Source organism: Rhizobium sp. Leaf321 (assembly GCF_001423215.1).
In the GTDB taxonomy this organism is placed as follows: domain Bacteria; phylum Pseudomonadota; class Alphaproteobacteria; order Rhizobiales; family Rhizobiaceae; genus Neorhizobium; species Neorhizobium soli.
Map to the genome: position 1 here is coordinate 1,300,156 of NZ_LMOF01000006.1, position 22,855 is coordinate 1,323,010.

At 60.3% G+C, this 22,855-nt stretch carries 28 protein-coding genes; 13 read left to right on the top strand and 15 right to left on the bottom strand.

Translation table 11 applies throughout. The features are described 5' to 3' along the window. Positions 1–16: 16 nt before the first annotated feature. The 5 genes from plsY to ASF70_RS12560 form a co-directional block, all read right to left on the bottom strand. Entirely contained in the window at positions 17–637 is a 621-nt protein-coding gene (gene plsY, locus ASF70_RS12540) for a glycerol-3-phosphate 1-O-acyltransferase PlsY (RefSeq protein ID WP_062580035.1), read from the bottom strand. Positions 638–721: 84 nt separating this feature from the next. After that, on the bottom strand, positions 722–2,014 hold the full coding sequence (locus ASF70_RS12545) for a dihydroorotase (protein WP_062580256.1): 1,293 nt from the start codon (positions 2,012–2,014) through the stop codon (positions 722–724). An 8-nt stretch (positions 2,015–2,022) separates the two neighbouring features. Further along, on the bottom strand, positions 2,023–2,961 hold the full coding sequence (locus ASF70_RS12550) for an aspartate carbamoyltransferase catalytic subunit (RefSeq protein WP_062453206.1): 939 nt from the start codon (positions 2,959–2,961) through the stop codon (positions 2,023–2,025). Between the two features lie 74 nt (positions 2,962–3,035). After that, on the bottom strand, positions 3,036–3,350 hold the full coding sequence (locus ASF70_RS12555) for a type II toxin-antitoxin system RelE/ParE family toxin (protein WP_062580038.1): 315 nt from the start codon (positions 3,348–3,350) through the stop codon (positions 3,036–3,038). A 5-nt stretch (positions 3,351–3,355) separates the two neighbouring features. Beyond that, on the bottom strand, positions 3,356–3,622 hold the full coding sequence (locus ASF70_RS12560) for a hypothetical protein (RefSeq protein ID WP_062580039.1): 267 nt from the start codon (positions 3,620–3,622) through the stop codon (positions 3,356–3,358). A gap of 128 nt (positions 3,623–3,750) precedes the next feature. Between ASF70_RS12560 and ASF70_RS12565 the strand changes: the two genes are divergently transcribed. After that, entirely contained in the window at positions 3,751–5,403 is a 1,653-nt protein-coding gene (locus ASF70_RS12565; RefSeq protein WP_082471878.1) for an acyl-CoA dehydrogenase family protein, read from the top strand. A gap of 201 nt (positions 5,404–5,604) precedes the next feature. Further along, entirely contained in the window at positions 5,605–6,261 is a 657-nt protein-coding gene (locus ASF70_RS12570; protein ID WP_062580043.1) for a TetR/AcrR family transcriptional regulator, read from the top strand. Positions 6,262–6,295: 34 nt separating this feature from the next. On the opposite strand, the gene ASF70_RS23980 is transcribed toward ASF70_RS12570, so the two are convergent. After that, positions 6,296–6,433 carry a hypothetical protein gene (locus ASF70_RS23980; RefSeq protein ID WP_156461817.1) on the bottom strand — a complete coding sequence of 46 codons (138 nt, stop codon included), beginning with the start codon at positions 6,431–6,433 and terminating at the stop codon, positions 6,296–6,298. On the opposite strand from ASF70_RS23980, the gene ASF70_RS24745 reads away from it, so the two are divergent. Then, positions 6,432–6,563 (top strand): hypothetical protein, encoded by a 132-nt coding sequence (locus ASF70_RS24745; RefSeq protein WP_256413734.1) that lies wholly within the window; start codon positions 6,432–6,434, stop codon positions 6,561–6,563. The two genes, ASF70_RS23980 and ASF70_RS24745, sit on opposite strands and share 2 nt — an antisense overlap. Beyond that, a complete protein-coding gene (locus ASF70_RS12580; RefSeq protein ID WP_062453201.1) occupies positions 6,560–6,892 on the top strand; it encodes a DUF6105 family protein in 333 nt (110 codons plus the stop codon). Before ASF70_RS24745 ends, ASF70_RS12580 begins: the two co-directional genes overlap by 4 nt. Here the strand turns inward: ASF70_RS12580 and ruvX are convergent. Together ruvX and ASF70_RS12590 are read right to left on the bottom strand one after the other, a co-directional pair. Continuing rightward, positions 6,829–7,323 carry a Holliday junction resolvase RuvX gene (gene ruvX, locus ASF70_RS12585; RefSeq protein WP_062580044.1) on the bottom strand — a complete coding sequence of 165 codons (495 nt, stop codon included), beginning with the start codon at positions 7,321–7,323 and terminating at the stop codon, positions 6,829–6,831. The genes ASF70_RS12580 and ruvX overlap by 64 nt on opposite strands. Positions 7,324–7,332: 9 nt before the next feature. Beyond that, the gene (locus tag ASF70_RS12590; protein WP_062580046.1) at positions 7,333–7,632 is read right to left on the bottom strand and encodes an alkylphosphonate utilization protein; all 300 of its coding nucleotides are present in this window, start codon (positions 7,630–7,632) and stop codon (positions 7,333–7,335) included. 330 nt (positions 7,633–7,962) lie between these two features. Between ASF70_RS12590 and ASF70_RS12595 the strand changes: the two genes are divergently transcribed. The 4 genes from ASF70_RS12595 to ASF70_RS12610 all read left to right on the top strand — a co-directional run bounded on the left by ASF70_RS12595 (position 7,963) and on the right by ASF70_RS12610 (position 11,194). Then, the gene (locus tag ASF70_RS12595) at positions 7,963–8,667 is read left to right on the top strand and encodes a metal-dependent hydrolase (protein WP_062580048.1); all 705 of its coding nucleotides are present in this window, start codon (positions 7,963–7,965) and stop codon (positions 8,665–8,667) included. A 105-nt stretch (positions 8,668–8,772) separates the two neighbouring features. Next, the gene (gatC, locus tag ASF70_RS12600) at positions 8,773–9,060 is read left to right on the top strand and encodes an Asp-tRNA(Asn)/Glu-tRNA(Gln) amidotransferase subunit GatC (protein ID WP_062580050.1); all 288 of its coding nucleotides are present in this window, start codon (positions 8,773–8,775) and stop codon (positions 9,058–9,060) included. Positions 9,061–9,117: 57 nt separating this feature from the next. Then, complete coding sequence (gatA, locus tag ASF70_RS12605) at positions 9,118–10,599, top strand: Asp-tRNA(Asn)/Glu-tRNA(Gln) amidotransferase subunit GatA (RefSeq protein WP_062580052.1); 1,482 nt, start codon at positions 9,118–9,120, stop codon at positions 10,597–10,599. A gap of 85 nt (positions 10,600–10,684) precedes the next feature. Continuing rightward, positions 10,685–11,194 carry a GNAT family N-acetyltransferase gene (locus ASF70_RS12610; RefSeq protein WP_062580054.1) on the top strand — a complete coding sequence of 170 codons (510 nt, stop codon included), beginning with the start codon at positions 10,685–10,687 and terminating at the stop codon, positions 11,192–11,194. Here the strand turns inward: ASF70_RS12610 and ASF70_RS12615 are convergent. Next, positions 11,191–11,514, bottom strand: coding sequence for a DUF1294 domain-containing protein (locus tag ASF70_RS12615; RefSeq protein WP_062580056.1), 324 nt, complete (start codon positions 11,512–11,514; stop codon positions 11,191–11,193). The two genes, ASF70_RS12610 and ASF70_RS12615, sit on opposite strands and share 4 nt — an antisense overlap. Positions 11,515–11,659: 145 nt before the next feature. On the opposite strand from ASF70_RS12615, the gene gatB reads away from it, so the two are divergent. From gatB to ASF70_RS12640, 5 genes are all read left to right on the top strand, one after another. Continuing rightward, positions 11,660–13,162: an Asp-tRNA(Asn)/Glu-tRNA(Gln) amidotransferase subunit GatB gene (gene gatB, locus ASF70_RS12620; RefSeq protein ID WP_062453193.1), complete on the top strand. Its 1,503-nt coding sequence runs from the start codon at positions 11,660–11,662 to the stop codon at positions 13,160–13,162. 4 nt (positions 13,163–13,166) lie between these two features. After that, positions 13,167–13,673 carry a GNAT family N-acetyltransferase gene (locus ASF70_RS12625; protein ID WP_062580058.1) on the top strand — a complete coding sequence of 169 codons (507 nt, stop codon included), beginning with the start codon at positions 13,167–13,169 and terminating at the stop codon, positions 13,671–13,673. 25 nt (positions 13,674–13,698) lie between these two features. Beyond that, positions 13,699–14,160, top strand: a complete 462-nt coding sequence (locus ASF70_RS12630; protein ID WP_062580061.1) for a GNAT family N-acetyltransferase — start codon at positions 13,699–13,701, stop codon at positions 14,158–14,160. Between the two features lie 102 nt (positions 14,161–14,262). Continuing rightward, positions 14,263–14,661, top strand: a complete 399-nt coding sequence (locus tag ASF70_RS12635) for an NADH:ubiquinone oxidoreductase subunit NDUFA12 (protein ID WP_062580258.1) — start codon at positions 14,263–14,265, stop codon at positions 14,659–14,661. Positions 14,662–14,747: 86 nt separating this feature from the next. After that, positions 14,748–15,179, top strand: a complete 432-nt coding sequence (locus tag ASF70_RS12640) for a DUF2155 domain-containing protein (RefSeq protein ID WP_062453190.1) — start codon at positions 14,748–14,750, stop codon at positions 15,177–15,179. Between the two features lie 21 nt (positions 15,180–15,200). Here the strand turns inward: ASF70_RS12640 and aat are convergent, their stop codons facing one another. The 6 genes from aat to ASF70_RS12670 form a co-directional block, all read right to left on the bottom strand. After that, entirely contained in the window at positions 15,201–15,818 is a 618-nt protein-coding gene (aat, locus tag ASF70_RS12645; protein WP_062580063.1) for a leucyl/phenylalanyl-tRNA--protein transferase, read from the bottom strand. A gap of 105 nt (positions 15,819–15,923) precedes the next feature. Continuing rightward, positions 15,924–17,270, bottom strand: coding sequence for an acetyl-CoA carboxylase biotin carboxylase subunit (gene accC / locus ASF70_RS12650; protein WP_062580065.1), 1,347 nt, complete (start codon positions 17,268–17,270; stop codon positions 15,924–15,926). A gap of 9 nt (positions 17,271–17,279) precedes the next feature. After that, positions 17,280–17,741 carry an acetyl-CoA carboxylase biotin carboxyl carrier protein gene (accB, locus tag ASF70_RS12655; protein ID WP_062453187.1) on the bottom strand — a complete coding sequence of 154 codons (462 nt, stop codon included), beginning with the start codon at positions 17,739–17,741 and terminating at the stop codon, positions 17,280–17,282. A 27-nt stretch (positions 17,742–17,768) separates the two neighbouring features. Continuing rightward, positions 17,769–18,206, bottom strand: coding sequence for a type II 3-dehydroquinate dehydratase (gene aroQ / locus ASF70_RS12660; RefSeq protein ID WP_062580067.1), 438 nt, complete (start codon positions 18,204–18,206; stop codon positions 17,769–17,771). 144 nt (positions 18,207–18,350) lie between these two features. Further along, positions 18,351–19,073: a DsbA family protein gene (locus ASF70_RS12665; protein ID WP_244474034.1), complete on the bottom strand. Its 723-nt coding sequence runs from the start codon at positions 19,071–19,073 to the stop codon at positions 18,351–18,353. A 353-nt stretch (positions 19,074–19,426) separates the two neighbouring features. Then, the gene (locus ASF70_RS12670; protein ID WP_062580071.1) at positions 19,427–22,504 is read right to left on the bottom strand and encodes a ribonuclease E/G; all 3,078 of its coding nucleotides are present in this window, start codon (positions 22,502–22,504) and stop codon (positions 19,427–19,429) included. Positions 22,505–22,855 lie beyond the last annotated feature (351 nt).

The window sequence follows — 22,855 nt, forward strand, 5'->3', positions numbered from 1 at the left end:
TCCGTCCTTTAAGGGACTAGCCCTTTTGGCCGATCTTGCTTTCGGTGCCGGCAATCAACCGCTCGATATTGGTCTTGTGCTTGATAAAGGAGATGATCGTCATGAGAGCCATGACGGCAGCAATCTTTGGTTCCTGTATGAACCACAGCACAACCGGAATGACAAGGGTTGCAACCAGGGCGGACAGCGATGAGTACTTGCTGAGCTTGGCAACCGAAAGCCAGACCGCGGCAAACACCAGAACCATGAGCGGAGCAACGCCGAGCAGCGTGCCGATATAGGTCGCGACACCCTTGCCACCCTTGAAGCCGAGCCAGACCGGATAGAGGTGACCCATGAAGGCGGCAAATCCCGCGATAAGGCCAGCTTCCGGCCCGAACGCGTACCAGCACATCAGGGCAGCAGCGGTCGCCTTCAAGGCATCGAGCAGAAGCGTGCCGGCGGCGAGCTTCTTATTTCCGGTGCGAAGAACGTTGGTCGCCCCGATATTGCCGGAACCGATCGAGCGGATATCGCCGAGACCGGCGGCGCGGGTGAGAAGCAGGCCGAACGGGATCGAGCCCAACAGATAGCCGAGAACAAGCGCGCCGGCTGCGATCGGCAGCGTGATCTGCCAGGTAAGAAGGTCGGTTATCATGTGTTTCCCCCAAAGCCCCTAGTCGGGTTTGCCCCCGTTCCAACCCTTTCGCGCAAGCGCGCGAGGGGTCGGCCCGCCCCATCTCTATCCCAGTTTATAGACGCATTTCCCGCCGACATAGGTTGCGACGGCGCGGCCGGAAAAGCGCGCGTCCTCGAACGGCGTGTTTTTCGAGCGCGACAGAAGCATATCCTTGGCGACGATCCAAGGCTCGTCGAGATCGATCAGCGTGATATCGGCCTTTGCGCCGGGTCTCAGCGTACCGGCATCGAGACCGAAGATTTCGGCCGGGCGGGTCGACATCGCCGAAATCAGCCGCATCAGCGGCACGCGCCCGTCATGATGCAGGCGAAGGGCTGCCGACAGCATGGTTTCGAGCCCGATCGCGCCATCGGCGGCATCAGCGAAGGGAAGGCGCTTGGTATCGACGTCCTGCGGATCGTGCGAGGACACGATGATATCGATGCTGCCGTCGGCGAGCGCCTCGACCATGGCGATTCGATCGTCTTCGGACCGCAGTGGCGGCGACAGCTTGAAGAAGCTGCGGTATTCGCCGATGTCGTTTTCATTGAGCGAAAGATGGTTGATCGACACGCCGCAGGTGACGTTGGCGCCGCGTGCGCGGGCAGACCGCATGGCTTCGGCCGATTCCGCCACCGAGATTTTTGCCGCGTGGTATTTGGCGCGGGTGAGGCCGGCGATGCGCAGATCGCGTTCAAGCGGAATGATCTCCGCTTCCTTGGGCACGCCCGACAGGCCGAGCCAGGAGGCGAACAGGCCCTCGTTCATGACGCCGTTGCCAAGATATTTCTCGCGCAGTTCGAGCGAGATCACCGCATCGAACTCGCGCGCATAGGTCATCGCGCGGCGCAGCAGCAGCGAATCGGACAGGCCGTGACGGCCATTGGTAAAGGCCACGGCACCGGCTTGCTGCAGCAGGCCGAACTCGGTCATCTCCTTGCCGGCAAGCCCTTTGGTGAGCGCTGCGGCAGTGTGGACATTGACGATCGCCTTGTCACGAGCCGTCTTCTGAACAAACTCAACGAGTGCGATATCGTCAAGAACAGGATCGGTATCCGGCATCATGATAAACGAGGTGACGCCACCGGCGGCAGCGGCGCGGCTGGCCGAAGAAATCGTCTCGCGATGTTCAGCACCCGGTTCGCCGACATAGACGCGCGCATCGACAAGCCCGGGCGTGGCGACAAGACCCTGGCAATCGCGGACCGTGGCGCCGTCGGGCGTGCCCTGGTTCTGGGCATCCTTTCCGGCTGCGAGGATGCGGCCGTCGGCGCCGATGATGATCGTGCCGGTTTCATCGAGATTGCGCGATGGATCGATGATGCGCAGGTTCCTGAGAACGGTGCCATTGGACATGGTCGTGCTCATGCGCGCTCTCCCTGATTGGAGGTCAGGAGCGTTTCCATGACCGCCATGCGGACGGCGACGCCCATTTCGACCTGCTGCTCAATGACGCTCTGCGGACCGTCGGCGACATCGGAAGCGATCTCGACGCCGCGGTTCATCGGACCCGGATGCATGACCAGCGCATCACCCTTGGCGACTTTCAGCTTTTCCGCATCGAGACCGTAGAAGTGGAAGTATTCGCGCACCGACGGCACAAAGGAGCCGGCCATGCGCTCGCGCTGCAGACGCAGCATCATCACCACATCCGCATCCCGCAAACCTTCTTCCATCGAGTGAAAGACCTCGACGCTCATGTCGCGGATGCCTGAGGGAAGAAGCGTCGATGGCGCGACGACCCGGACTCGGGCGCCCATGGCATTCAAGAGGATGATGTTGGAGCGGGCGACCCGCGAATGCAAAACGTCGCCGCAGATGGCGACGATGATGCCTGATAGTTTGCCCTTGGCGCGACGGATGGTCAAAGCGTCGAGCAGCGCCTGTGTCGGATGTTCGTGCTGGCCATCGCCGGCGTTGACCACCGAGCAGGTCACCTTCTGGGCAAGCAGGGCGGCGGCACCGGCCGAGGAATGACGCAGAACCAGCACGTCCGGGTGCATGGCATTCAGCGTCATCGCCGTATCGATCAGCGTTTCGCCCTTTTTCACCGACGAATTGCTGACGGACATGTTCATCACGTCGGCGCCGAGCCGTTTGCCGGCAAGCTCGAACGAGGACTGCGTGCGCGTCGAGGCTTCGAAGAAGAGATTGATCTGGGTGAGGCCCCGAAGCGTGGACGTCTTCTTTTCCCGCTGCCGGGAAATCTGCACGGCCTCGTCGGCCTTGTCGAGAAGCGTCGTAATGTCCTGCCGGGTGAGACCCTTGATGCCAAGGAGATGGCGGTGGGGAAAGAAGACCATAGGGGGCGTCTCCGCTTGCGTTCGGCGGTCTATAAGGTCTGGGGGGAAAGGCCGCAAGCGGGATGGGAGGTTATCTACGGCTTGTTCGTCATGATCGCCCGGTAATCCCGGCCGCGATAGAAGACATTGACGATGTCGATGGCTGTCTCAGCCTCGCGATAGAGGATGACGGCATGATGCTCAAACGGGACCATGCGAATGCCGGGACCGAGGTCTGGCCTAGCCGCGCCGCCCGAAGGTGCGTTGCCGATTCGATCGCAGCGCGCGATGAGCCGTTCGGTAAATTGTCGAGCGGTCTGAAAACTCTGGCTTGCCTCAAGGATGTAGAAAAAGATTGCATCGATATCGTCGAGAGCGTCCGGTCTGTATTGAACCGGCAAACGCTTCATCGACGTCATCCCTTCTGTGACGCGTAAAGCCTGTCCATGTGCGCTCGCGCCTCAGCACCGCTGATACTGGGTCTCGGATCGTCCAGCGATCTTTTGACGCGGTTGCGGATCGCCACGAGACGCTCGTCCTGTTCGGCGTCTTCCCGCAGGAGTGCATCGACCGCGGCCTGCATTGCCTCATCGGTCGAGGCGTACTGGCCGGTTTCGACACGGCTCACGATTGCATCTGCCAGATCTTGCGGTAGCGTGACGCTGAATTTTCGCAAACTCATGATTGCAACTTTCGTCTTCGCTCTGTGCCAGTATGGACTATGCGCCGGTTGTCAGCTTTTGTGAAGAACCGTCGAATTCCTTCTGCGCTACCGTTCCCACGCCCTTTAACTTCCGCTAGAACCGGCCCATGAACGACATGTCGCGCGATGAAGAAAAATTTGGCGAACTGAACCAGCCGAAGCCCTGGTTGGGAATCAATGCCTACCGCTCCGATCCCCTTGTGGTCGACCTGACCGGCGATCTGAACCGCGCGATCCGCGACGAATACGACCAGCTCGGCAATTACGTGACCTCTCCGGAAGCCCAGGAACTGGCGCGGATGGCGAACGAAAATCCGCCCAAACTGCGCACCCACGGTCCGCGCGGCGAGCGGCAGGACACGGTCGAGTTCCATCCTGCCTGGCATGCCCTGATGCGCCGCTCGATGCAAAGCGGCCTGCATTCGTCGATCTGGGAGACCATTCCGGAGCAGCGCGCCCACGAACACAAGGTTCGCGCCACCCGCTTCTATCTGTCCGCCCAGCTGGAATGCGGCCATCTGTGCCCGCTGACGATGACGAGCGCTTCGATTGCGGCGATGATGGCTTCCCCACGCGTCCACAAGGAATGGGCGCCGAAAGTTCTGTCGCGCAAATACGATTCGACCAATCGGCCGGCCATGCAGAAGTCCGCCATCACGGTCGGCATGGGCATGACCGAAAAGCAGGGCGGCACCGACGTGCGCGCCAACCGGTCGACCGCCGAGCGTGTGGGCGAGGGGATCTACCGCCTTTCCGGCCACAAGTGGTTCATGTCGGCGCCGATGAGCGACGGCTTTATCATGCTGGCAAAGACAAATGAGGGAATCGGCTGTTTCCTCGTGCCGCGGCTTCTTGAGGACGGTTCGGCCAATGGCTTGAACTTCCAGCGGCTAAAGGACAAGCTCGGCAACCGCTCGAATGCATCGTCCGAAGTCGAGTTCACCGACGCCTTCGGCTATCTGCTTGGAGAGTCTGGCGGCGGCATCCGCACCATTCTAGATATGGTGACGCTGACCCGTCTCGATTGTGCTGTCGCGTCTGCCGGCATGATGCGCGCGTCGCTGGCCGAAGCGGTCCATCATACCCGCGGTCGTGCCGTGTTCGGCAAGAACCTGATCGATCAGCCGCTGATGATGCGCGTGCTCGCCGATATGGCGCTGGATGTCGCGGCCGCGACGGCGCTGTCGTTCCGGCTGGCCGACGCGTTCGATCGCGCCCGCGGAAATCCCGGCGATGCGGCCTATGCGCGCGTCATGACGCCCGTCATCAAATACTGGAACTGCAAGATCGCGCCATCGCTGATCGCTGAGGCGATGGAATGCCTTGGCGGCAATGGCTATGTCGAGGAGCGTCCGATTGCCCGGCATTACCGCGAGGCGCCGGTGAATGCGATCTGGGAAGGCTCGGGCAGTGTCATGGCGCTCGACGTTCTGCGAGTGCTGTCGCGAGGACGCGATCTGTTCGACACGGTTCTGGCCGGCTTTGAGCGGGATCTCGGCGCATCGGGCAAGAAGACCGTGGAAGTCTTGCGTGCCGCGATGGCGCTGTGCGAGCGCGACGAGGGTGCTGCGAGGCTTCTGATCGAACAGCTGGCGCTGGCCGCCGGTGCCGCTGAGTTGGCGCGGCTCGGTGCCGGCAAGATCGCCGATGCCTTCCTCGAAACCCGTCTCGCCGGCGGCTGGCGCTCGACCTATGGCATGCTCGATGCCCGCTTCGACGCCCGCTATATCGTCGATCTTCTCTACCCGCCGGCGGCGTAAGAGGAAGTCACCGCCAGGCGAGACGAAGACTGCCTGTGGGGCCAGGGCGTGCACAGCCGCGTCCCCACTTATCTCTTGTGTAACGCAGCATGCGCCAGTTTCGGTCTTCTATCCTGTGCACGGCGTCCGTGTGGCGCTTGCGATGATGGGAAACGACGGGGTATCGCAACAGTTAACAAAGAGTTGCGAGACAGGCGGGCGATGCTTCAGATAGCCGAGACGAATACCGAGACCGGTGCTGCATCAGCTCAGGCCATACGTCCGCGCAACCGGGCCGGCACGGAGCGGGCGATCTTCATTGCTGCCCGCACGCTGCTGGCCGAGGAAGGGTTTCAAGGCTTCGGCGTCAATGCGGTCGCACGGCGCGCCGGCTGCGACAAGCAACTGATCTATCGCTATTACGGCGGGCTGAACGGCCTCATCGACGCGATCGGCGCCGATCTCGGCAACTGGGTCAAGGATCGCATTCCCGAAGATACCGGCGGCATGTTTCTTCTGACCTACGGCGACCTGATGGAAAAGCTCGCTATCTATTTCATGGATGCGCTGCGCGAGGACCCGCTCGTCTGCAAGATCGTCGCCTGGGAAGTCTCGCAGGATACGCCACAGGTGCGGCGTCTGACCGAATCACGCACCAAGGCTCTCGCGAAGTGGCTGGACAAGATGCGCGGCTCGCTCACACCCCCGAAGGGTGTCGATGTCGCGACCACGAATGCCATCCTGTTCGCCGCCATCCAGCATCTGGTTGTCTCGTCTGCCGTCAGCGGCCAGTTCGCCGGCATACCGTTAAAGTCCGAGAAAGATTGGGAAAAGATAGCGTCTTCCGTCCGCCGCCTGGTTCGCGCCATCTACGGCTGAGCAGCAGACGTTCTCCACAGCGACGCTCTGGAAATTAACCATGTTTGGCGTTTTGAATTGCAGCTTTCGCCATGCGGCCTAAATCTCTGGTTAATGATTTCTTAACCAAATCGCGGCCGTCCATGGGCAAGAATGCAACTTCCACAACGAGCATCGCATTGCTGATCGTCATGACGACGATCTTTGCAGTGCTGGCGCTCGACATTGCCATTCCTGCTCTGGTTCTCAGCCTGATGGCGCTGTCGAGATGGGTCGTAACGCTGGACCTGTCTCCAGCGGAACCAGAAGGCGAAACCGCATGAAGTTGCTCTTGATCTTGTGGGCAGGGCCCGTGCTTTTGCTGGGCAGCTGGTACGGGCTTTCCTATTACGACATGAGCTTCGGCTTCTTCATGCTGACCCGTCAGACCCATGATCTGGTCTTTCAGGTCTACGGCGACGTCCTCGGAATTCCGCCCGAGACCATCCCGCCGCTGGTTGCCCGCGCAATCGCATTCGACAGTCTTGTCGTTTTCGCCATCATCGCCTTCCGCAAGCGCAAGCAGATTGCAGCCTGGTGGCGTAGCCGTCAGGTGGGGACGTCGTTGCCGGTTTCTCTGGCAAGGGACGAAAGCCTGTCCAAGGCTCCCTGAAGAATGAAGCTCGCGGCCGCCGAATCGATACGTTCGGCGCGCTTGGCCCGCGAAACATCCATCTCCAGAAGTGCCCGTTCAGCCGCGACCGTCGATAGTCTTTCGTCCCAGAAGACGAAAGGAATGGCAGTCTTGTCCGACATCGCTCGCACAAAGGCGCGGGTCGCCTGAGCCCGCGGCCCGGCGGAACCATCCATGTTCATCGGCATCCCGAGAATGAAGGCTGAGACCTTCTCCTTCTCCGCGAACGCCAGCAGAACCTCCGCATCCTTGGTGAACTTGACGCGCTTGACGACGGTGCGGGGCGTGGCGAACCGCCGGCCGAGATCGGACATCGCAAGCCCGATGGTTTTGGTACCGAGATCGAGCCCTGCAACTGCCTTGCCGGGCGCAAGTGTCGTGGCGAGCTCTTCTATGGTCAGGATTGCCATATGCTGACCTTAGGTTTTCTTGCGCACGAATTCGGTGCGCAGCACGAGGCCCTTGATCGCATCGTGCCGGCAATCGATCTCTTCCGGATTGTCGGTGAGACGGATCGAGCGGATGACGGTGCCCTGTTTCAGCGTCTGACCGGCTCCCTTCACCTTGAGATCCTTGATGAGAGTGACTGCATCGCCATCGGCAAGAATATTGCCGGCTGAGTTACGCACCTCGGATGCAGCGGAAGCCTTCGCAGCCGCATCGGCTGCAGACAGCCATTCGCCGGTAGCCTCGTCATAGATATAATCGTCGTCGGCCATGTCGGTTTCCTTAGGGGTTCGGATGTGACGCAATCGCAGCGAGCATGCGACGATCATATCGGGATGCGACCGCTTAACCCAGTGGCAAGTCAGTGGCAACGTGGCGCCGCCTGTGTGTCAATTCCGATACGGGCGCTGCTCGCGCAATCATCGTCCTAGACCTTTGAAATGTGAAAGCGCCGCGTTATTTGATGAGGTGTGAGGTGAGACAACCGAGTTCAGAGTCTCATCCGCTTTCGGTGCTTCGGAACCTCCCTTTCGAAGTTTCATCTATGAATTTTGATTTGGTGTCATCACCTCTCTTTTTGCCATCCTCAAGGACACTTCCCCATGAAAATTACCTGGCTCGGCCATGCCGCCTTCCGCATCGAAACGGCAAAGGCAAAGATCCTGATCGACCCGTTCCTGACCCATAGCCCGACCTTTGCCGGCCAGGATCTGAAAGACGTGACCGAAGGTGTCACGCATATCCTTCTCACCCACGGTCATGGCGACCATGTCGGTGATACGGTCGCGATCGCCAAGGAAAAGAGCGCCATCGTTCTTGCCAACGCCGATCTCGCATCCTGGCTGGGTGGAAAAGGCGTCGAGAAGCTCGAGATGGGCAATACCGGCGGCACAGTCGGCTTCGAGGGCTTCACCGCGACCTTCACACAGGCGCTCCATTCGTCCGGCCAGATCGACGAGCTCGGCGTGTCCCACTCGCTCGGTTCCGCGAACGGACTGATGCTGCATTTCGACGACGAGATGTCGGTTCTGCACATGGGTGATACGGATATCTTTACCGACATGGGACTGATCAACGAGTTGCACCAGCCGGATATCGGCATCGTGCCGATCGGCGACCGCTTCACTATGGGCGGTGCTGTCGCAGCCGTTGCCTGCCAGCGCTTCTTCGATTTCAAGCACGCCATTCCCTGCCACTACGGCACGTTCCCGATCATCGAGCAGACACCCGATAAGTTCGTCAAGGGCATGGAAGGCAGCCGCACCGCCGTCGAGGTGCCGGGCGTCGGCGTGACGCTGACCTGCTGAACGGGCATTTCAGTTAAGGCGCGCCAGGAAACCGGCGCCCTGCCTGTTGCGAAGGACGGGCATGGCCATTATAGCGAAGGTGAATTTTACCACCGGAGCCCTGCCATGTCCGTCGATCTCGCCACCGTCAAGCGCGTCGCGCGCCTCGCCCGTATTGCGGTTACGGAGGATGAGGCCAATCGCATGGTTGGCGAATTGAACGGTATTATCGATTTCGTCGAACAACTCTCGGAAGTCGACGTCACAGGCGTCGAGCCTATGACCTCGGTGATGCCGATGGAAATGCGGTTGCGCGCCGACGTCGTCACCGACGGCAATAAGGCAGACGAGATCGTCGCCAACGCGCCGGCAACCGACCGCAATTTCTTCATGGTGCCGAAGGTCGTCGAATAAGCCGCTTTAGCCCAAGCGCCGCCGACCCGTCTTAGCCTTTCGAGAGCACGAAAAATCATGACCGACCTGACCAGCCTGACCATTGCCGAAGCCCGCGACAAACTTGCATCGAAGGAATTCACTTCCGTCGATCTGACGAACGCCTATCTCGGCGCCATCGACGCTGCAAATTCCGTCCTGAACGCCTACATCACCGTTACGCCCGAGATGGCGCTGGAGATGGCCGGGGCATCCGATGCCCGTCGCGCTTCGGGTCAAGTCGGGGCGCTGGAAGGTATTCCGCTCGGCATCAAGGATCTGTTTGCCACCAAGGGCGTCCACACCCAGGCCTGCAGCCATATACTCGACGGGTTCAAGCCCGAATACGAATCGACCGTCACTCAGAACCTGTGGGATGACGGCGCCGTCATGCTTGGCAAGCTCAACATGGACGAGTTCGCCATGGGCTCCTCCAACGAGACCTCGCATTACGGACCGGTGGTCAATCCCTGGAAAGCCGAAGGCTCGAACACTCAGCTGGTTCCGGGCGGCTCCTCGGGCGGTTCAGCCGCTGCCGTCGCCGCGCATCTCTGCGCCGGCGCGACTGCAACCGATACCGGCGGCTCGATCCGCCAGCCCGCTGCCTTTACCGGCACCGTTGGCATCAAGCCCACGTACGGTCGCTGCTCGCGCTGGGGTACTGTCGCGTTTGCATCCTCGCTCGATCAGGCCGGCCCGATTGCGCGTGACGTGCGCGATGCCGCCATCATGCTGAAGTCGATGGCAAGGGTCGACCGCAAGGACACGACCTCGGTCGACCTGCCAATTCCGGATTACGAGAAAGCGCTCGGCCAGTCGGTCAAGGGCATGAAGATCGGCATTCCGAAGGAATACCGCGTCGAGGGCATGCCTGAAGACATCGAAGCCTTGTGGCAAAAGGGCATTGCCTACCTAAAGGATGCCGGTGCCGAGATCGTCGATATCTCGCTGCCGCACACGAAATACGCGTTGCCCGCCTATTACATCGTGGCGCCCGCCGAAGCTTCGTCCAACCTTGCCCGCTATGATGGCGTTCGCTACGGCCTGCGCGTCGACGGCAAGGACATTTCCGACATGTACGAAAAGACCCGCGCGGCCGGCTTCGGCACCGAGGTCAAGCGCCGCATCATGATCGGCACGTACGTTCTTTCGGCCGGTTACTACGACGCCTATTACCTGCAGGCGCAAAAGGTCCGCACGCTGATCAAGCGCGATTTCGAACTCTGCTTCCATGCCGGCGTCGACGCGATCCTGACGCCAGCAACGCCGTCATCGGCCTTCGGCATTGCCGACGAGGCACTCGCTGCCGATCCGGTCGCGATGTACCTGAACGATATCTTCACCGTGACGGTCAACATGGCCGGCCTTCCCGGCATTGCAGTACCGGCGGGTCTCGACAAGAAGGGTTTGCCGCTTGGCCTGCAACTGATCGGTAAGCCGTTCGACGAGGAAACCCTGTTCCGCACAGCGCATGTGATCGAACAGGCGGCAGGCAAGTTCACGCCTGCGAAATGGTGGTAGCGGCTATCCGGCCTCTGCCCCACCAAATGCGGTTCTAGCCCGAATCGCACGGCGATGATCTACTGTTCCTGAGACAGGAGACTCCATGGCAGTCATTCGCAACGCACGCCAGGACGACGAAGCCGCGCTAGTTCAGATCGGCTTGTTCAGCTGGGAAAAAGCGATGGGCGCCGTTGGCGATCCGTCCAGCATGCGCGAAAGTGCGCTTGCCGCATTCCGCGACTTCGTTTCCTCGTCCTGGCTGACAATCTTGGTGATCGAGGCCCACGGCACGGTCGCCGGTTGGGCTGCCTGCGAGAATCGCGACGACCTGATCACCGACTTCTGGATCGACCCGCAGTTTGAGGGGCAGGGGCTCGGAAAGGCGCTGCTCGCCGATATCGAGGCCGATATCGTTCGTCGCGGGTTCGATAAGGCGCGGGTCGAGACCCATGCGCAGAACGACGGGGCAGTCGGTTTCTTCGAAAAGCAGGGATACAGCGTCCATTGGCTTTCGAGCGCCTATCAGCCGAAGATCGATCGCGACATCCAGTCCATGGGACTGTCCAAGCAACTCGTCTCCGACGATCCGGGCACTTACGGGCCGAATTTTTAAACGCCGACGAGCAGCGTCCAGATCGATGCCAGCATTCCGGACACCGCAAGGATCAGCACGACAGCCAGGAAGACATGCAGCGTGGCGATGGCTTTGAGGATGGTCCTGAACGGCTCCTTGTGCGTCTTGTGGCGCAACACGCGCTGGGCCGCCACGGCGCCCAGACTTCCGCCGGCAAATGCGAGCAGGAGGAGCGTTGTTTCGCTGACCCGCCAGCGTCCATTCCTGGCGGCCCGCTTGTCGATCCAGTAGACGGAAAAGACGACTGCGTTGACGAGGATGCAGAGAACGAGAAGTGTCAGCGCAAGGTTGAGGGTCATGAACCCCAGCTAACTGCGCTCCGGTTAAGATTCATCCTCGGTGGTATCAGATGTTTCACCCGGCAAGCCTTGGCCTACGCTTGCACCTCGCCAACATTTGCTCTACCCACAAAGCACTTCGAAACTAAGCCCGAACGAGCATAAGATGACCCTAGTTGACGTCCGCACGCCCGATCCGAAACGCTTCATTCCCGGCGCCACTGGCGATTGGGAAGTGATCATCGGCATGGAGGTGCACGCCCAGGTTCTCTCCAATTCAAAACTGTTCTCCGGCGCTTCGACCGAGTTTGGCAAGCCTGCCAATGCCAACGTCTCGCTGGTCGATGCGGCCATGCCCGGCATGCTGCCCGTGATCAACGAGGAATGCGTCCGCCAGGCTGTCCGCACCGGGCTTGGTCTGAAGGCGCAGATCAACAATCGTTCGATCTTCGACCGCAAAAACTATTTCTATCCGGATCTTCCGCAGGGCTACCAGATCTCGCAGTTCAAGGATCCGATCGTCGGCGAAGGCCAGATCGTCATCTCGCTCGGTCCCGACCGTCAGGGCCAGTTCGAAGATATCGAGATCGGCATCGAGCGACTGCATCTGGAACAGGATGCCGGCAAGTCGATGCATGACCAGCATCCGACCATGTCCTATGTGGATCTCAACCGATCCGGCGTCGCTCTGATGGAGATCGTGTCGAAGCCCGACATGCGTTCGTCCGACGAGGCGAAGGCCTATATGACGAAGCTGCGCTCGATCGTGCGCTATCTCGGCACCTGCGACGGCAACATGGACGAGGGCTCGATGCGCGCCGACGTCAACGTCTCCGTGCGTCGTCCGGGCGAAGGTTTTGGCACGCGCTGCGAAATCAAGAACGTCAACTCGATCCGCTTCATCGGTCAGTCGATCGAATACGAAGCCCGTCGCCAGATCGCCATCCTCGAGGACGGCGGCTCGATCGACCAGGAGACCCGCCTCTTCGATCCGGGCAAGGGCGAAACGCGGTCGATGCGCTCCAAGGAAGATGCGCATGACTATCGCTATTTCCCGGATCCGGACCTGCTGCCGCTCGTCTTCGACGACGCGTTCGTCGCAGAGCTTGCCAAGGACCTGCCGGAACTGCCTGATGACAAGAAGGCTCGCTTCGTGGCCGAGCTCGGGCTTTCGATCTATGACGCCTCGGTTCTGGTTTCTGAGAAGGCCATCGCCGATTATTACGAAGCCGTGGCTGAGGGCCGCGACGGCAAGATGGCGGCCAACTGGGTCATCAACGATTTGCTGGGCGCCTTGAACAAAGCGGGCAAAGGCATTGAAGAGACTCCGGTTTCTCCCGCCCAGCTCGGCGGCATCATCGATCTGATCAAGTCGGAAGTCATCTCCGGCAAGATCGCCAAGGACCTGTTCGAGATCGTCTTTTCCGAAGGCGGTGACCCGGCTGACATCGTCGAGAGCCGCGGTATGAAGCAGGTCACCGATACCGGCGCCATCGAAAAAGCCGTGGACGACATTATCGCCGCCAATCCCGATCAGGTCGCCAAGGTGCTGGCCAAGCCGACTCTTGCCGGCTGGTTCGTGGGACAGGTGATGAAGTCGACCGGCGGCAAGGCAAACCCGCAGGCCGTCCAGGCTCTGGTCAAGGCCAAGCTGGGCATCGAGGACTAACCTGTTGGTCTACTTCATTCGCACAGCCGGCGACGAGGACGTGGAAAAGATCCGCGTCCTTCTCGCCGAGACGTTTCATCGGTCCTACGACCCGTTCTATGGCGCAGACGCCGTCGAGAAGATGGTGCGCAACTGGCATTCGCCGGTCGCCATCCGGACGCGCCTGATCAAGAAGGATGGCGAGTTTCTCGTCGCCGACGATGGAAGCAAGATCGGTGGCATCGCTTACGCCGCCGTCTACCCGAAAATGGCAAAGACGGTGATGCTGCATCAGCTCTACGTCGCGCCGGCCTGCCAGAATGACGGCATCGGCCGGGATCTGTTCGCCGAAATCGAGACATGCTTCCCGGATGCTGAAATCATGCGGGTTGAGGTGTCGCTGCCGAATGTGCGGGCTGCCTCCTTCTACCAACGTCTCGGCTTTGCCGAGGTCGACCGCATGGAGGAATGGGGAGCGCCAAATTCCGGCCTGCCGGCGATCATCATGGAAAAGCGGCTCCAGTCGCTTTAGACGGGTCGGATCAGGGGAGGGTAGCATGGACGGCATCATCATTCGCAGGGCTCGCGAATCGGACCTCTCCCAACTGATCGCAATGTTTGCGGCCGACGATGTCGGTGGTCACGGCGATACGACCGATGCAGACGCCTACGACGATTATCTGCGCGCCTTCAACATGATCGATGCCTCCCAGAACGAGCAGCTTTTCGTCGCCGAGCGGGACGGGGACGTCGTGGGCACGTTCCAGATCCTCTTCAACCGAACGCTGACCGGCCGCGGCTCGCTGTCGATGATCATCGAAGCCGTGCAGACGAGACCCGACATGCGCGGGCAGGGGATCGGCGCGCAGATGATCGGTTACGCGATCGAAGAGGCAAAGCGGCGCGACTGCCGCCTCGTGCAACTGACCTCCAATGCGGCGCGCACGGATGCCCATCGCTTCTACGAGCGGCTGGGTTTTGCCAAGAGCCATGCGGGCTTCAAGATGAAGTTCAAATAGAGGTCTACATCTCGGAAATGCTGGACATCACCGCTGTCTGGCGGCATAAGCGGTGGAGCCAGTTCGACTGGTCACCTGTTTGCCAATCCTATGGACAAGCCCATGAAAAATCTCCTGCTGCAGATCTTCACCTGGTGGAACGGCCAAACCATGGGCACGCGTTTCTTCACCTGGCGCCATGGCAAGAAGGTGGGCGACGATGAGTTGGGCAACGTCTATTTCGAAGGCCCGATGACCTCCTGGGGTAAGCCGAAGCGCTGGGTGATCTACAAGGATTACGCCGAAGCCTCCGCGATCCCGCCAGGCTGGCACGGCTGGATGCATTACCGCACCGATACGCCTCCGTCCAAGGAAGACTACAAGGCGCGCGAATGGGAGAAGGCGCACAAGCCGAACCTGACCGGCTCGGCGCTTGCATACCGTCCTCAGGGTTCGCTGTCGGCCAATGGTGAACGTCCTCGCGTCACCGGCGACTATGACGCCTGGACACCCGGTAACTGAGCCTGACTGGCACCTGTTTTAGCCATATTCCACAACTAGTCCTCGATCGGGCATTCCCAGGACGCCTTTTCGAGACGGGACCAATAATGACACGTACGAAGCTTTCCCCCCGCACAAGATCGATTGGCGTCTTTCTGGCCGTCGTCTCGGTTCTGACAGGGGGAAATGCCTCGGCTGCACGGATCGAAAATCCCGTCGCCGTCTTCAACGGCATCGACAAGATCACCGGCCGCATCACCACATTCGACGTCTATCTCAACGAGACGGTGCAGTATGGCGCGCTTCAGGTGACGCCGAAGGTCTGCTATTCCCGAGACGAAACGGAAGCCCAAAAGATCGACGGGTTTATCGAAGTCGACGAGATCACACTCGACCGCAAGATCCGCCGCATCTTCACCGGTTGGATGTTTGCGGACAGCCCCGGCCTCAACGCCGTCGAGCACCCAATCTATGACGTCTGGCTGACAGGCTGCAAGCAGACTTCCGACGTGCCGGCACCCGCCCGCGCGACCAATTGAAATCAACGATTTCCGGACAGATCAAAATTCGAGATGCGGCGAGTTGACTGCCGCATGCAGCAGCTTGAGATAGTCATCCTTCGGAACGTCGATCGCCCCGAAGGTCTTCAGGTGTTCTGTCGTGAACTGCGTATCAAGCAGCACGAACCCCTTGGCCTTCATCCGTTCCACCAGATGCACGAGGCAGATCTTGGACGCGTCGGTTCGGCGCGAAAACATGCTCTCGCCGAAGAAAGCAGCGCCAAGCGAAACGCCGTAAAGCCCGCCGACGAGTTCATCGCCATCGTAAGCCTCGACACTATGGGCATGGCCCATGTGGTGGAGTTCGCGGTAGAGTTTGCGGATCGTTTCGTTGATCCAGGTGCTTGGCCTGTCATCGGCCGGTTGCGCACAGAGCGCGATGACGCCTTCGAAGTCGGTGTCGAAACTGATGTCGAAGGGTTTTTTGCGGACCGTTTTCTGCAGGCTCTTGGAGACGTGGAAAGCGTCGAGCGGCAGGATGCCCCGCATCTCGGGGTCGACCCAGAATATCTCCGGATCATCGGCGGCTTCCGCCATCGGGAAAAGCCCGATGGAATAGGCTCGCAACAGAATTTCCGGGGTTATTGCCGGGTAATATTTGCCACGACGCCCTGCCATCGGTCTCCTTGATCCGGCCATCGCATTCCGCGCCACATCTGGCGCGGAATGGTCGACAGCATCTTATGAACCGCTACCGGGTCGTGTGGATCCGGTAGGTAGCGTCTAGTGAGACTTGTCGCCGGCCAGATGGTTCTCCAGCCAGTGAATATCGTAGTTGCCGCTCAAGATATCCGGATTGTCCACCAGTTCCTGGAAGAGGGGAAGCGTGGTCTTGATACCATCCACGACGAACTCATCCAGCACGCGGCGAAGGCGCATCATGCATTCGGCGCGGGTGCGTCCATGCACGATGAGTTTGCCGATGAGGCTGTCATAGTAAGGCGGGATCTTGTAGCCGGCATAGGCACCCGAATCGACGCGAACGCCGAGACCGCCGGGAGCGTGGAAATGCGTGATCGTGCCAGGCGACGGAACGAAGGTCCGTGGATCCTCGGCATTGATGCGGCACTCGATCGCATGACCCTGGAACTGGATCTCTTCCTGGGTCACGGACAGGCCGTTTCCGGAGGCAACACGGATCTGCTCGTGCACCAGGTCGATATTGGTGATCGCTTCGGTGATCGGATGCTCGACCTGAAGACGGGTGTTCATTTCGATGAAATAGAACTCGCCGTTTTCGTAGAGGAATTCGACCGTACCGGCGCCGCGATACTTCATCTTCTTCATGGCGTCGGCGCAGATCTGGCCGATCTTCATGCGCTGTTCGACATCGAGGGCCGGCGAATTGGCTTCTTCCCAGACCTTCTGGTGGCGGCGCTGCAGCGAGCAGTCGCGTTCACCCAGATGAATGGCATTGCCTTCGCCATCACCGACGACCTGGATCTCGATATGCCGCGGCTTGCCGAGATACTTTTCCATGTAGACGGCATCGTTGCCGAAAGCTGCGAGCGCTTCGGAACGGGCCGTGGACACGGCCTCCTCGAGCTCGGCCTCGGTCTTTGCCACCTTCATGCCGCGGCCACCACCGCCAGCGGTCGCCTTGATCAGCACCGGGAAACCGATTTCGCGGGCAATTTCGAGCGCGTTCTCAGGCAGAACTTCGCCGGGCGAACCCGGAACGACCGGAATGCCAAGCTCCACTGCCGTCTTCTTGGCAGTGATCTTGTCGCCCATCAGCCGGATATGCTCGGCGGTCGGTCCGATAAAGGTGATGCCGTGCGCTTCCAAGATATCCGCGAACTTGGCGTTCTCGGACAGGAAGCCGTAACCGGGATGAACGGCGTCGGCACCGGTGATCTCGCAGGCGGCAACAATCTGGTGGATGTTGAGATAGCTGTCACGCGAAGGCGGCGGGCCGATGCAGACGCTCTCGTCGGCGAGGCGCACATGCATCGCATCCGAATCGGCCGTCGAGTGAACGGCGACGGTCGCGATGCCGAGTTCCTTGCAGGCGCGAAGGACGCGAAGTGCAATCTCGCCGCGGTTGGCTATGAGGATTTTCGAGATCATGAGATCGCCTTACTCGATGATGACGAGCGGCTGGCCATATTCGACAGGCTGCCCGTCTGTGACCAGGATTTCCGTAACCTTGCCGGACTTCGGCGAGGGGATCTGGTTCATCGTCTTCATGGCTTCGATGATGACGAGGGTCTGGCCTTCCTTCACGGTCGCGCCGACTTCTACGAAGTTGCGTGAACCGGGAGCAGGTGCAAGGTAGACGGTGCCAACCATCGGAGCGGTGAGCGCGTTCTTGAGGTCCGGGCCGGCTACGGCAGCGGGTGCTGCAGCGGCGGCAGGGGCGGCCGCGAGGGCAGGCGCGGCTGCAATCGGAGCCTGAACGTACTGGGGAGTGCCTGCGCGTGAAACACGGATGCGCAGGTCATCCTGCTCAACTTCGATCTCGGTGAGATCGGTGTCGTTGAGGATGTTCGCGAGATCGCGGATCAGTCCCTTGTCGATACCGGCTTTCTTCTCAGACATGGCAAACCCTACTGTTTTGTTATGTTGTCAGGCGATGGTGGTCTTCAAGGCGTGCAGCGCGAGCACGTAGCTCTGCGTGCCGAACCCGCAGATGATGCCCTTGCAGGCCGGTGCAATCATGGAATGATGGCGGAATTCCTCCCGCGCATGCACATTCGAGATATGAAGTTCCACCACCGGTACGGAAATGGCCTTGATCGCATCGTGAAGGGCGATCGAGGTATGGGTAAAGGCGCCGGCATTGATGGCGACAGCGGAAGCCCGCTCGCCGGCCTCATGCATCCAATCAATGAGCACGCCCTCGTGATTGCTCTGGCGAAACTCGACAGTCAGTCCGAGTTCGGCAGCAACGGCCGCACATTCCTGCTCGACATCGGCCAAGGTCTTGCCGCCGTAGATGCCAGGTTCGCGTTTTCCCAACATGTTGAGGTTGGGACCGTTGAGGACGAAAATCGGTTTGCTCATCGAGATAACTATTTGTTCCACCCAGAATTCAGCGGCCACGTATAAACCGCTGGGACGGCAAGGGAAAGCCCCTGACGCGCCTAAACGCCATGCATCCACCGGCGAACGGGCAAGAATGCAGCATCCTGCTCGAAATCTCGACCGTCAGCAGCTGGCCTTTCCGCAAGCGCGCACATTGGCGACCTTTTCCTCGATCGTATCGAGGCCAACAGCACCGAACACGGCCTCGTCTCCGACAACATAAGTCGGCGTGCCGGTGATGCCGATCGCGGTGGCCAACTGATAGGCCTGGCGTACGAGATCGTCGTTGGGATTGTCCTTCATCGACTTCCGCAGTGCTGCTCCGTCGATCCCAAGCGCGGTGGCGACAGAGAGCGCGGTCTCTTCGGACGCGTGCTCGCGGCTGCCGAGCAGCGTGCGGTGGAACTCGGCATACTTTGTCGGGGCGACCAGACGCACCGCATTGGCCACCTTGTGCGCAGCAATCGAGTCCGGGCCGAGGATCGGGAATTCCTTCAGCACGAAGCGGACGTTCTTGTCCTTCTTGAGAATGGTGTCCATGTCGGCCAGCGCATGCTTGCAGTAGCCGCAATTGTAATCGAAGAATTCAACGACCGTGACGTCGCCCTTCGGATTGCCAAGCGTGATGTCGGTGGGGGAGGCAAAGATCGCCTCCTTGTTGGCCGCGACCGCCTTGGTGGACTGGTCGACGCGCTGGTTCTGCTGCTTGGCCTCCAGCGCGTTCTGGACCTCGATCATCACTTCCGGGTTCTGGATAAGATATTCCCGGATGAATTCGCCCATCTCCTTCTTCTGCTGGTCATCCAGGGCAAAGGCCGGAACGGCAAATGCCGTTGCGGCCAGCATCGAACCGGCAGCAAGCGTCTTCAGTATCGGGTTGAGAAGGCGGGTCATTCGTTTCCTCGTCGGTCTATTGGGCGTGGCTTCGCGCGAAACGGCGCACCATCATGTCTGTTTGCGCCAAAACTAAGCCAGCGCGGCGCGAGGCGATAGAGTAAAAACGGCAGGGGTGCCCGGGACTGCGCAACAGTGGCCGACTCCGCAGGGCGGGCGATAGAAAAAGCACTCACAATCAGAGCCTTGGATCCGTTTCCGGAATCAATCAGCAAGCGACTTGAATCATTTTCTGAGGACATGCTGCAGACAAAAAAACGGCCGCGTCAGACGCGGCCGTTTCGATTTCTAGGATAGCTTACGGCTCAAAAGAAGCCGCGCTTCTGCCACCAGCCGCCCTTTTTGGGCTTGGCCGGATCGCCATCGCTCTCAGTCGCTGCCTTGGCAGGATCGGAGCTCTTCACCACCGCTTCGCTGGACGAAGAGATGTTGGAGGCGCGGTTCGCGCGGGCAGGCTTCGAGTCGTCGGCCTCGTCGGCAGCGACAGCCTGTGGAGCAGGTTCTGCAACCGGCGCGGCTTCTTCTACCGGCTGGGCTTCTGCGACAGGTGATGCGTCAGCGGCCTCCGGAGCTTCCGCAGGTGCTTGTTCACCAAGGGCTGCATCGACCTGTTCCACGATCGCTGCGACCGGAGCTTCCACCGGAAGTTCGACCGGGGCAGGAGCCGGAGCTTCGGCAGCAGTCTCGACGACGGCATCAGGTTCGGCAACAGCCTCAACTTCGGACGAAACCTCTTCCGTCTTGGAAGACGCCTTGCCACGGCGCGAACGGCGTGGCTTGGGCGCAGGCTCGACCGGCGCTGCAGCAACGTCAACTGGCGCAGCTTCGGTTTCAGAACCGACATCAGCACCCGCGTCAGCAGCGACCGTCTCGGCCGGACCGGCTTCGGAACCGTCACCAGCGTCTGCGGTTTCGGTCTCGTCGTCGGACGCGTTCAGCTCCTGACCGTCTTCGGTCCGGTTGCGACGTCCGCCACGCTTCCCGCGACGACGGCGCTTGCGGCGCGAGTTCTCATCCGAGTCGTCGCCGTCTGCGACAGGCGCAGTTCCGTCGTCAGCAACTGCTTCGTTCTCGTCGCCGTCTTCATCGTCTTCGTCATCGGCACCCGATTCGGCATCGCTTGCCGCGTCGAGCGTCTGGCCTTCGCCATTCTTCTCGCCGTTGCGGTTGCGACGACGCCGGCGGCGCTTGCGCTTGCGGCCGTTCTGATCATCGCCTTCGGTCCGCTCGCGGTCCTGCTTGGCGGCAGGCGCGGCAGCGACGATCTCCTCGTCTTCTTCCTCTTCATCAACCTCGATGATGATGTCGTCGTCCTCGTCCTCAACGGGGATCGCCGCAAACTGCATCAGGCTTTCGATCTTGACCGGGTTCTCGACGGCTTCGCCGCGATCGATTGCAAAGTGGTTCGAACCGATGGTGACGTCGGATTCGATGAAGATCGACACACCGAAGCGGTTCTCGTAATCCACCACGCTGCCGCGCTTGTGGTTCAGCAGGAACAGCGCGATGTCAGGAGTGGTCCGCACGGTGATGTCGTGTGTGGTGTTTTTCAGCAGGTATTCCTCGACGCCGCGCAGAACATGAAGCGCAACCGACGACTGCGAGCGCACATGACCTGTGCCGCCGCAATGCGAGCAGATCTGCGTGGTCGATTCGAGAACCGATGCGCGGATACGCTGGCGCGACATTTCGAGCAGGCCGAAATGCGAGATACGGCCGACCTGGATGCGGGCGCGATCGTTCTTGAGGCAATCCTTCAGCTTCTTCTCGACAGCGCGGTTGTTGCGCTTTTCTTCCATGTCGATGAAGTCGATGACGATCAGACCGGCAAGGTCGCGCAGGCGAAGCTGACGAGCCACTTCTTCGGCGGCTTCCAGGTTCGTCTGGAGTGCTGTGTCTTCGATCGAATGTTCGCGGGTCGAACGACCGGAGTTCACGTCGACTGCAACCAGAGCTTCGGTCTGGTTGATGATGAGATAGCCACCCGACTTCAGCGTCACCTGCGGCTGCAGCATGCGGTCGAGCTGTGCCTCGATGCCCGAACGGGAAAAGATCGGGTGAAGGTCGCGGTAGGGCTGAACCACCTTGGCGTGGCTCGGCATCAGCATCTTCATGAAGTCTTTTGCTTCACGATAGCCTTCTTCGCCGGAGACGATGACCTCGTTGATGTCTTTATTATAGAGGTCGCGGATCGAGCGCTTGATCAGCGAACCTTCCTCGTAAACGAGGCAAGGTGCGGTCGAGGCGAGCGTCAGCGTACGGACGTTCTCCCAGAGGCGCATCAGATATTCAAAGTCGCGCTTGATTTCGACGCGGGTGCGGTTGGCACCGGCGGTGCGCAGGATCACGCCCATGCCCTGCGGCACGTCGAGCTCGCGAGCGACTTCCTTCAGACGCTTGCGGTCGGTCGGCTGGGTGATCTTGCGGGAAATGCCGCCGCCACGTGCCGTGTTCGGCATCAGAACCGAGTAGCGGCCTGCGAGCGACAGATAGGTCGTGAGAGCTGCGCCCTTGTTGCCGCGCTCTTCCTTGGCGACCTGCACGAGCAGGATTTGACGACGCTTGATAACTTCCTGGATGCGATACTGCTTGCGCGGCTTGCGCTGGATGCGATCCGGAACCTCTTCCATGGCGTCTTCAGCGCCGACGGATTCGATCTCTTCCTTCTCGTGGTGATCGTCGTCGTCACCATCATCGTCATCTTCGTTACCGCCACGCCCACCGGCATCCTCGGAAATCGAATCGGTGTCGACCATTGCCGCCATCTCGCCGGGCTTTGAACCCTCGTCGTCGGAAGACGGGTTTTCGTCGGAGGAGGGCGCTTCTTCTTCGGAGACAGTTTCAGTAGCTGGCGCATCTTCCGCAGTCGGCTCGACAACCTTCTTGCGCGAGCGGGTGCGCTTCGGCTTGGCCTTCTTCTCGGCCACGTCTGCAACCGGTGCGTCCTCGGGAGCTGGAGCGTCTTCAACTGCAGCTTCAACCGGTTCTTCTACGGCGTTGACAGGGACGATGCCGACATCCGGCTGGTCCTGCTGGGAGAGATCGACCACCGGATCGCCAGGATCCGCCGAATCAGCTTCCGCAATGCGGCGCTGGTCTTCAGCTTCCTGCTGCATCAGCGCCTGCCGGTCGGCCAGCGGGATCTGGTAGTAGTCGGGGTGGATTTCCGCAAAAGCCAGGAAGCCGTGGCGGTTGCCACCGTAATCGACGAACGCGGCCTGCAGCGACGGCTCAACGCGCGTCACTTTGGCCAGATAGATATTGCCCCGGATCTGTTTCTTGTGTTCCGATTCAAAATCGAATTCTTCGATACGGTTGCCGCGTACAACGACTACCCGCGTCTCCTCTTCGTGAGACGCGTCGATAAGCATTTTGTCTGCCATGTAAATTCTGCTCCTCGGCGCCGAGCAAATGCACAAAAGCCTGCCGCGAGGATTTCCCCGACAACAGGCTTGTCATGCGAAATGGTCGTTCCGCCGGATAAAAAGGATCCCGTCGGGTGGGATTGTGCGGGCAACCGGAAAGAAGACGGAGCCAAAGGCGTCCCTGATCTCTCCCGGTTCTGAAAATTGTGCCGCGCCATCAAAAACCAAACGAGAATGACTTTACCATAGGCCCCAAACGGGGCCCGATGAATTTGCTCCAATGAGATTTGCTCGATGGAGCGGTGGGTGGCATGCCACCCGATATGTTTCCGGCCACCGCCGGGCGGATCGTGTATCAGGATGAAGCGT

Bases quoted from the DNA above. Each gene is read 5' to 3' on its own strand.
- ASF70_RS12560 (WP_062580039.1), bottom strand. From the start codon at position 3,622: ATGAGTTTGCGAAAATTCAGCGTCACGCTACCGCAAGATCTGGCAGAT.
- ASF70_RS23980 (WP_156461817.1), bottom strand. From the start codon at position 6,433: ATGACGATCAGCAATGCGATGCTCGTTGTGGAAGTTGCATTCTTGCCC.
- accB (WP_062453187.1), bottom strand. From the start codon at position 17,741: ATGTCTGAGAAGAAAGCCGGTATCGACAAGGGACTGATCCGCGATCTC.
- ASF70_RS12545 (WP_062580256.1), bottom strand. From the start codon at position 2,014: ATGTCCAATGGCACCGTTCTCAGGAACCTGCGCATCATCGATCCATCG.
- ASF70_RS12565 (WP_082471878.1), top strand. From the start codon at position 3,751: ATGAACGACATGTCGCGCGATGAAGAAAAATTTGGCGAACTGAACCAG.
- ASF70_RS12555 (WP_062580038.1), bottom strand. From the start codon at position 3,350: ATGAAGCGTTTGCCGGTTCAATACAGACCGGACGCTCTCGACGATATC.
- aat (WP_062580063.1), bottom strand. From the start codon at position 15,818: ATGGCAGGGCGTCGTGGCAAATATTACCCGGCAATAACCCCGGAAATT.
- ASF70_RS12550 (WP_062453206.1), bottom strand. From the start codon at position 2,961: ATGGTCTTCTTTCCCCACCGCCATCTCCTTGGCATCAAGGGTCTCACC.
- ASF70_RS12590 (WP_062580046.1), bottom strand. From the start codon at position 7,632: ATGGCCGACGACGATTATATCTATGACGAGGCTACCGGCGAATGGCTG.
- ruvX (WP_062580044.1), bottom strand. From the start codon at position 7,323: ATGGCAATCCTGACCATAGAAGAGCTCGCCACGACACTTGCGCCCGGC.
- gatB (WP_062453193.1), top strand. From the start codon at position 11,660: ATGACCCTAGTTGACGTCCGCACGCCCGATCCGAAACGCTTCATTCCC.
- gatC (WP_062580050.1), top strand. From the start codon at position 8,773: ATGTCCGTCGATCTCGCCACCGTCAAGCGCGTCGCGCGCCTCGCCCGT.
- ASF70_RS12630 (WP_062580061.1), top strand. From the start codon at position 13,699: ATGGACGGCATCATCATTCGCAGGGCTCGCGAATCGGACCTCTCCCAA.
- ASF70_RS12580 (WP_062453201.1), top strand. From the start codon at position 6,560: ATGAAGTTGCTCTTGATCTTGTGGGCAGGGCCCGTGCTTTTGCTGGGC.
- ASF70_RS12635 (WP_062580258.1), top strand. From the start codon at position 14,263: ATGAAAAATCTCCTGCTGCAGATCTTCACCTGGTGGAACGGCCAAACC.
- aroQ (WP_062580067.1), bottom strand. From the start codon at position 18,206: ATGAGCAAACCGATTTTCGTCCTCAACGGTCCCAACCTCAACATGTTG.
- ASF70_RS12640 (WP_062453190.1), top strand. From the start codon at position 14,748: ATGACACGTACGAAGCTTTCCCCCCGCACAAGATCGATTGGCGTCTTT.
- gatA (WP_062580052.1), top strand. From the start codon at position 9,118: ATGACCGACCTGACCAGCCTGACCATTGCCGAAGCCCGCGACAAACTT.
- ASF70_RS12615 (WP_062580056.1), bottom strand. From the start codon at position 11,514: ATGACCCTCAACCTTGCGCTGACACTTCTCGTTCTCTGCATCCTCGTC.
- accC (WP_062580065.1), bottom strand. From the start codon at position 17,270: ATGATCTCGAAAATCCTCATAGCCAACCGCGGCGAGATTGCACTTCGC.
- ASF70_RS12670 (WP_062580071.1), bottom strand. From the start codon at position 22,504: ATGGCAGACAAAATGCTTATCGACGCGTCTCACGAAGAGGAGACGCGG.
- ASF70_RS24745 (WP_256413734.1), top strand. From the start codon at position 6,432: ATGACGACGATCTTTGCAGTGCTGGCGCTCGACATTGCCATTCCTGCT.
- ASF70_RS12665 (WP_244474034.1), bottom strand. From the start codon at position 19,073: ATGCTGGCCGCAACGGCATTTGCCGTTCCGGCCTTTGCCCTGGATGAC.
- plsY (WP_062580035.1), bottom strand. From the start codon at position 637: ATGATAACCGACCTTCTTACCTGGCAGATCACGCTGCCGATCGCAGCC.
- ASF70_RS12595 (WP_062580048.1), top strand. From the start codon at position 7,963: ATGAAAATTACCTGGCTCGGCCATGCCGCCTTCCGCATCGAAACGGCA.
- ASF70_RS12570 (WP_062580043.1), top strand. From the start codon at position 5,605: ATGCTTCAGATAGCCGAGACGAATACCGAGACCGGTGCTGCATCAGCT.
- ASF70_RS12610 (WP_062580054.1), top strand. From the start codon at position 10,685: ATGGCAGTCATTCGCAACGCACGCCAGGACGACGAAGCCGCGCTAGTT.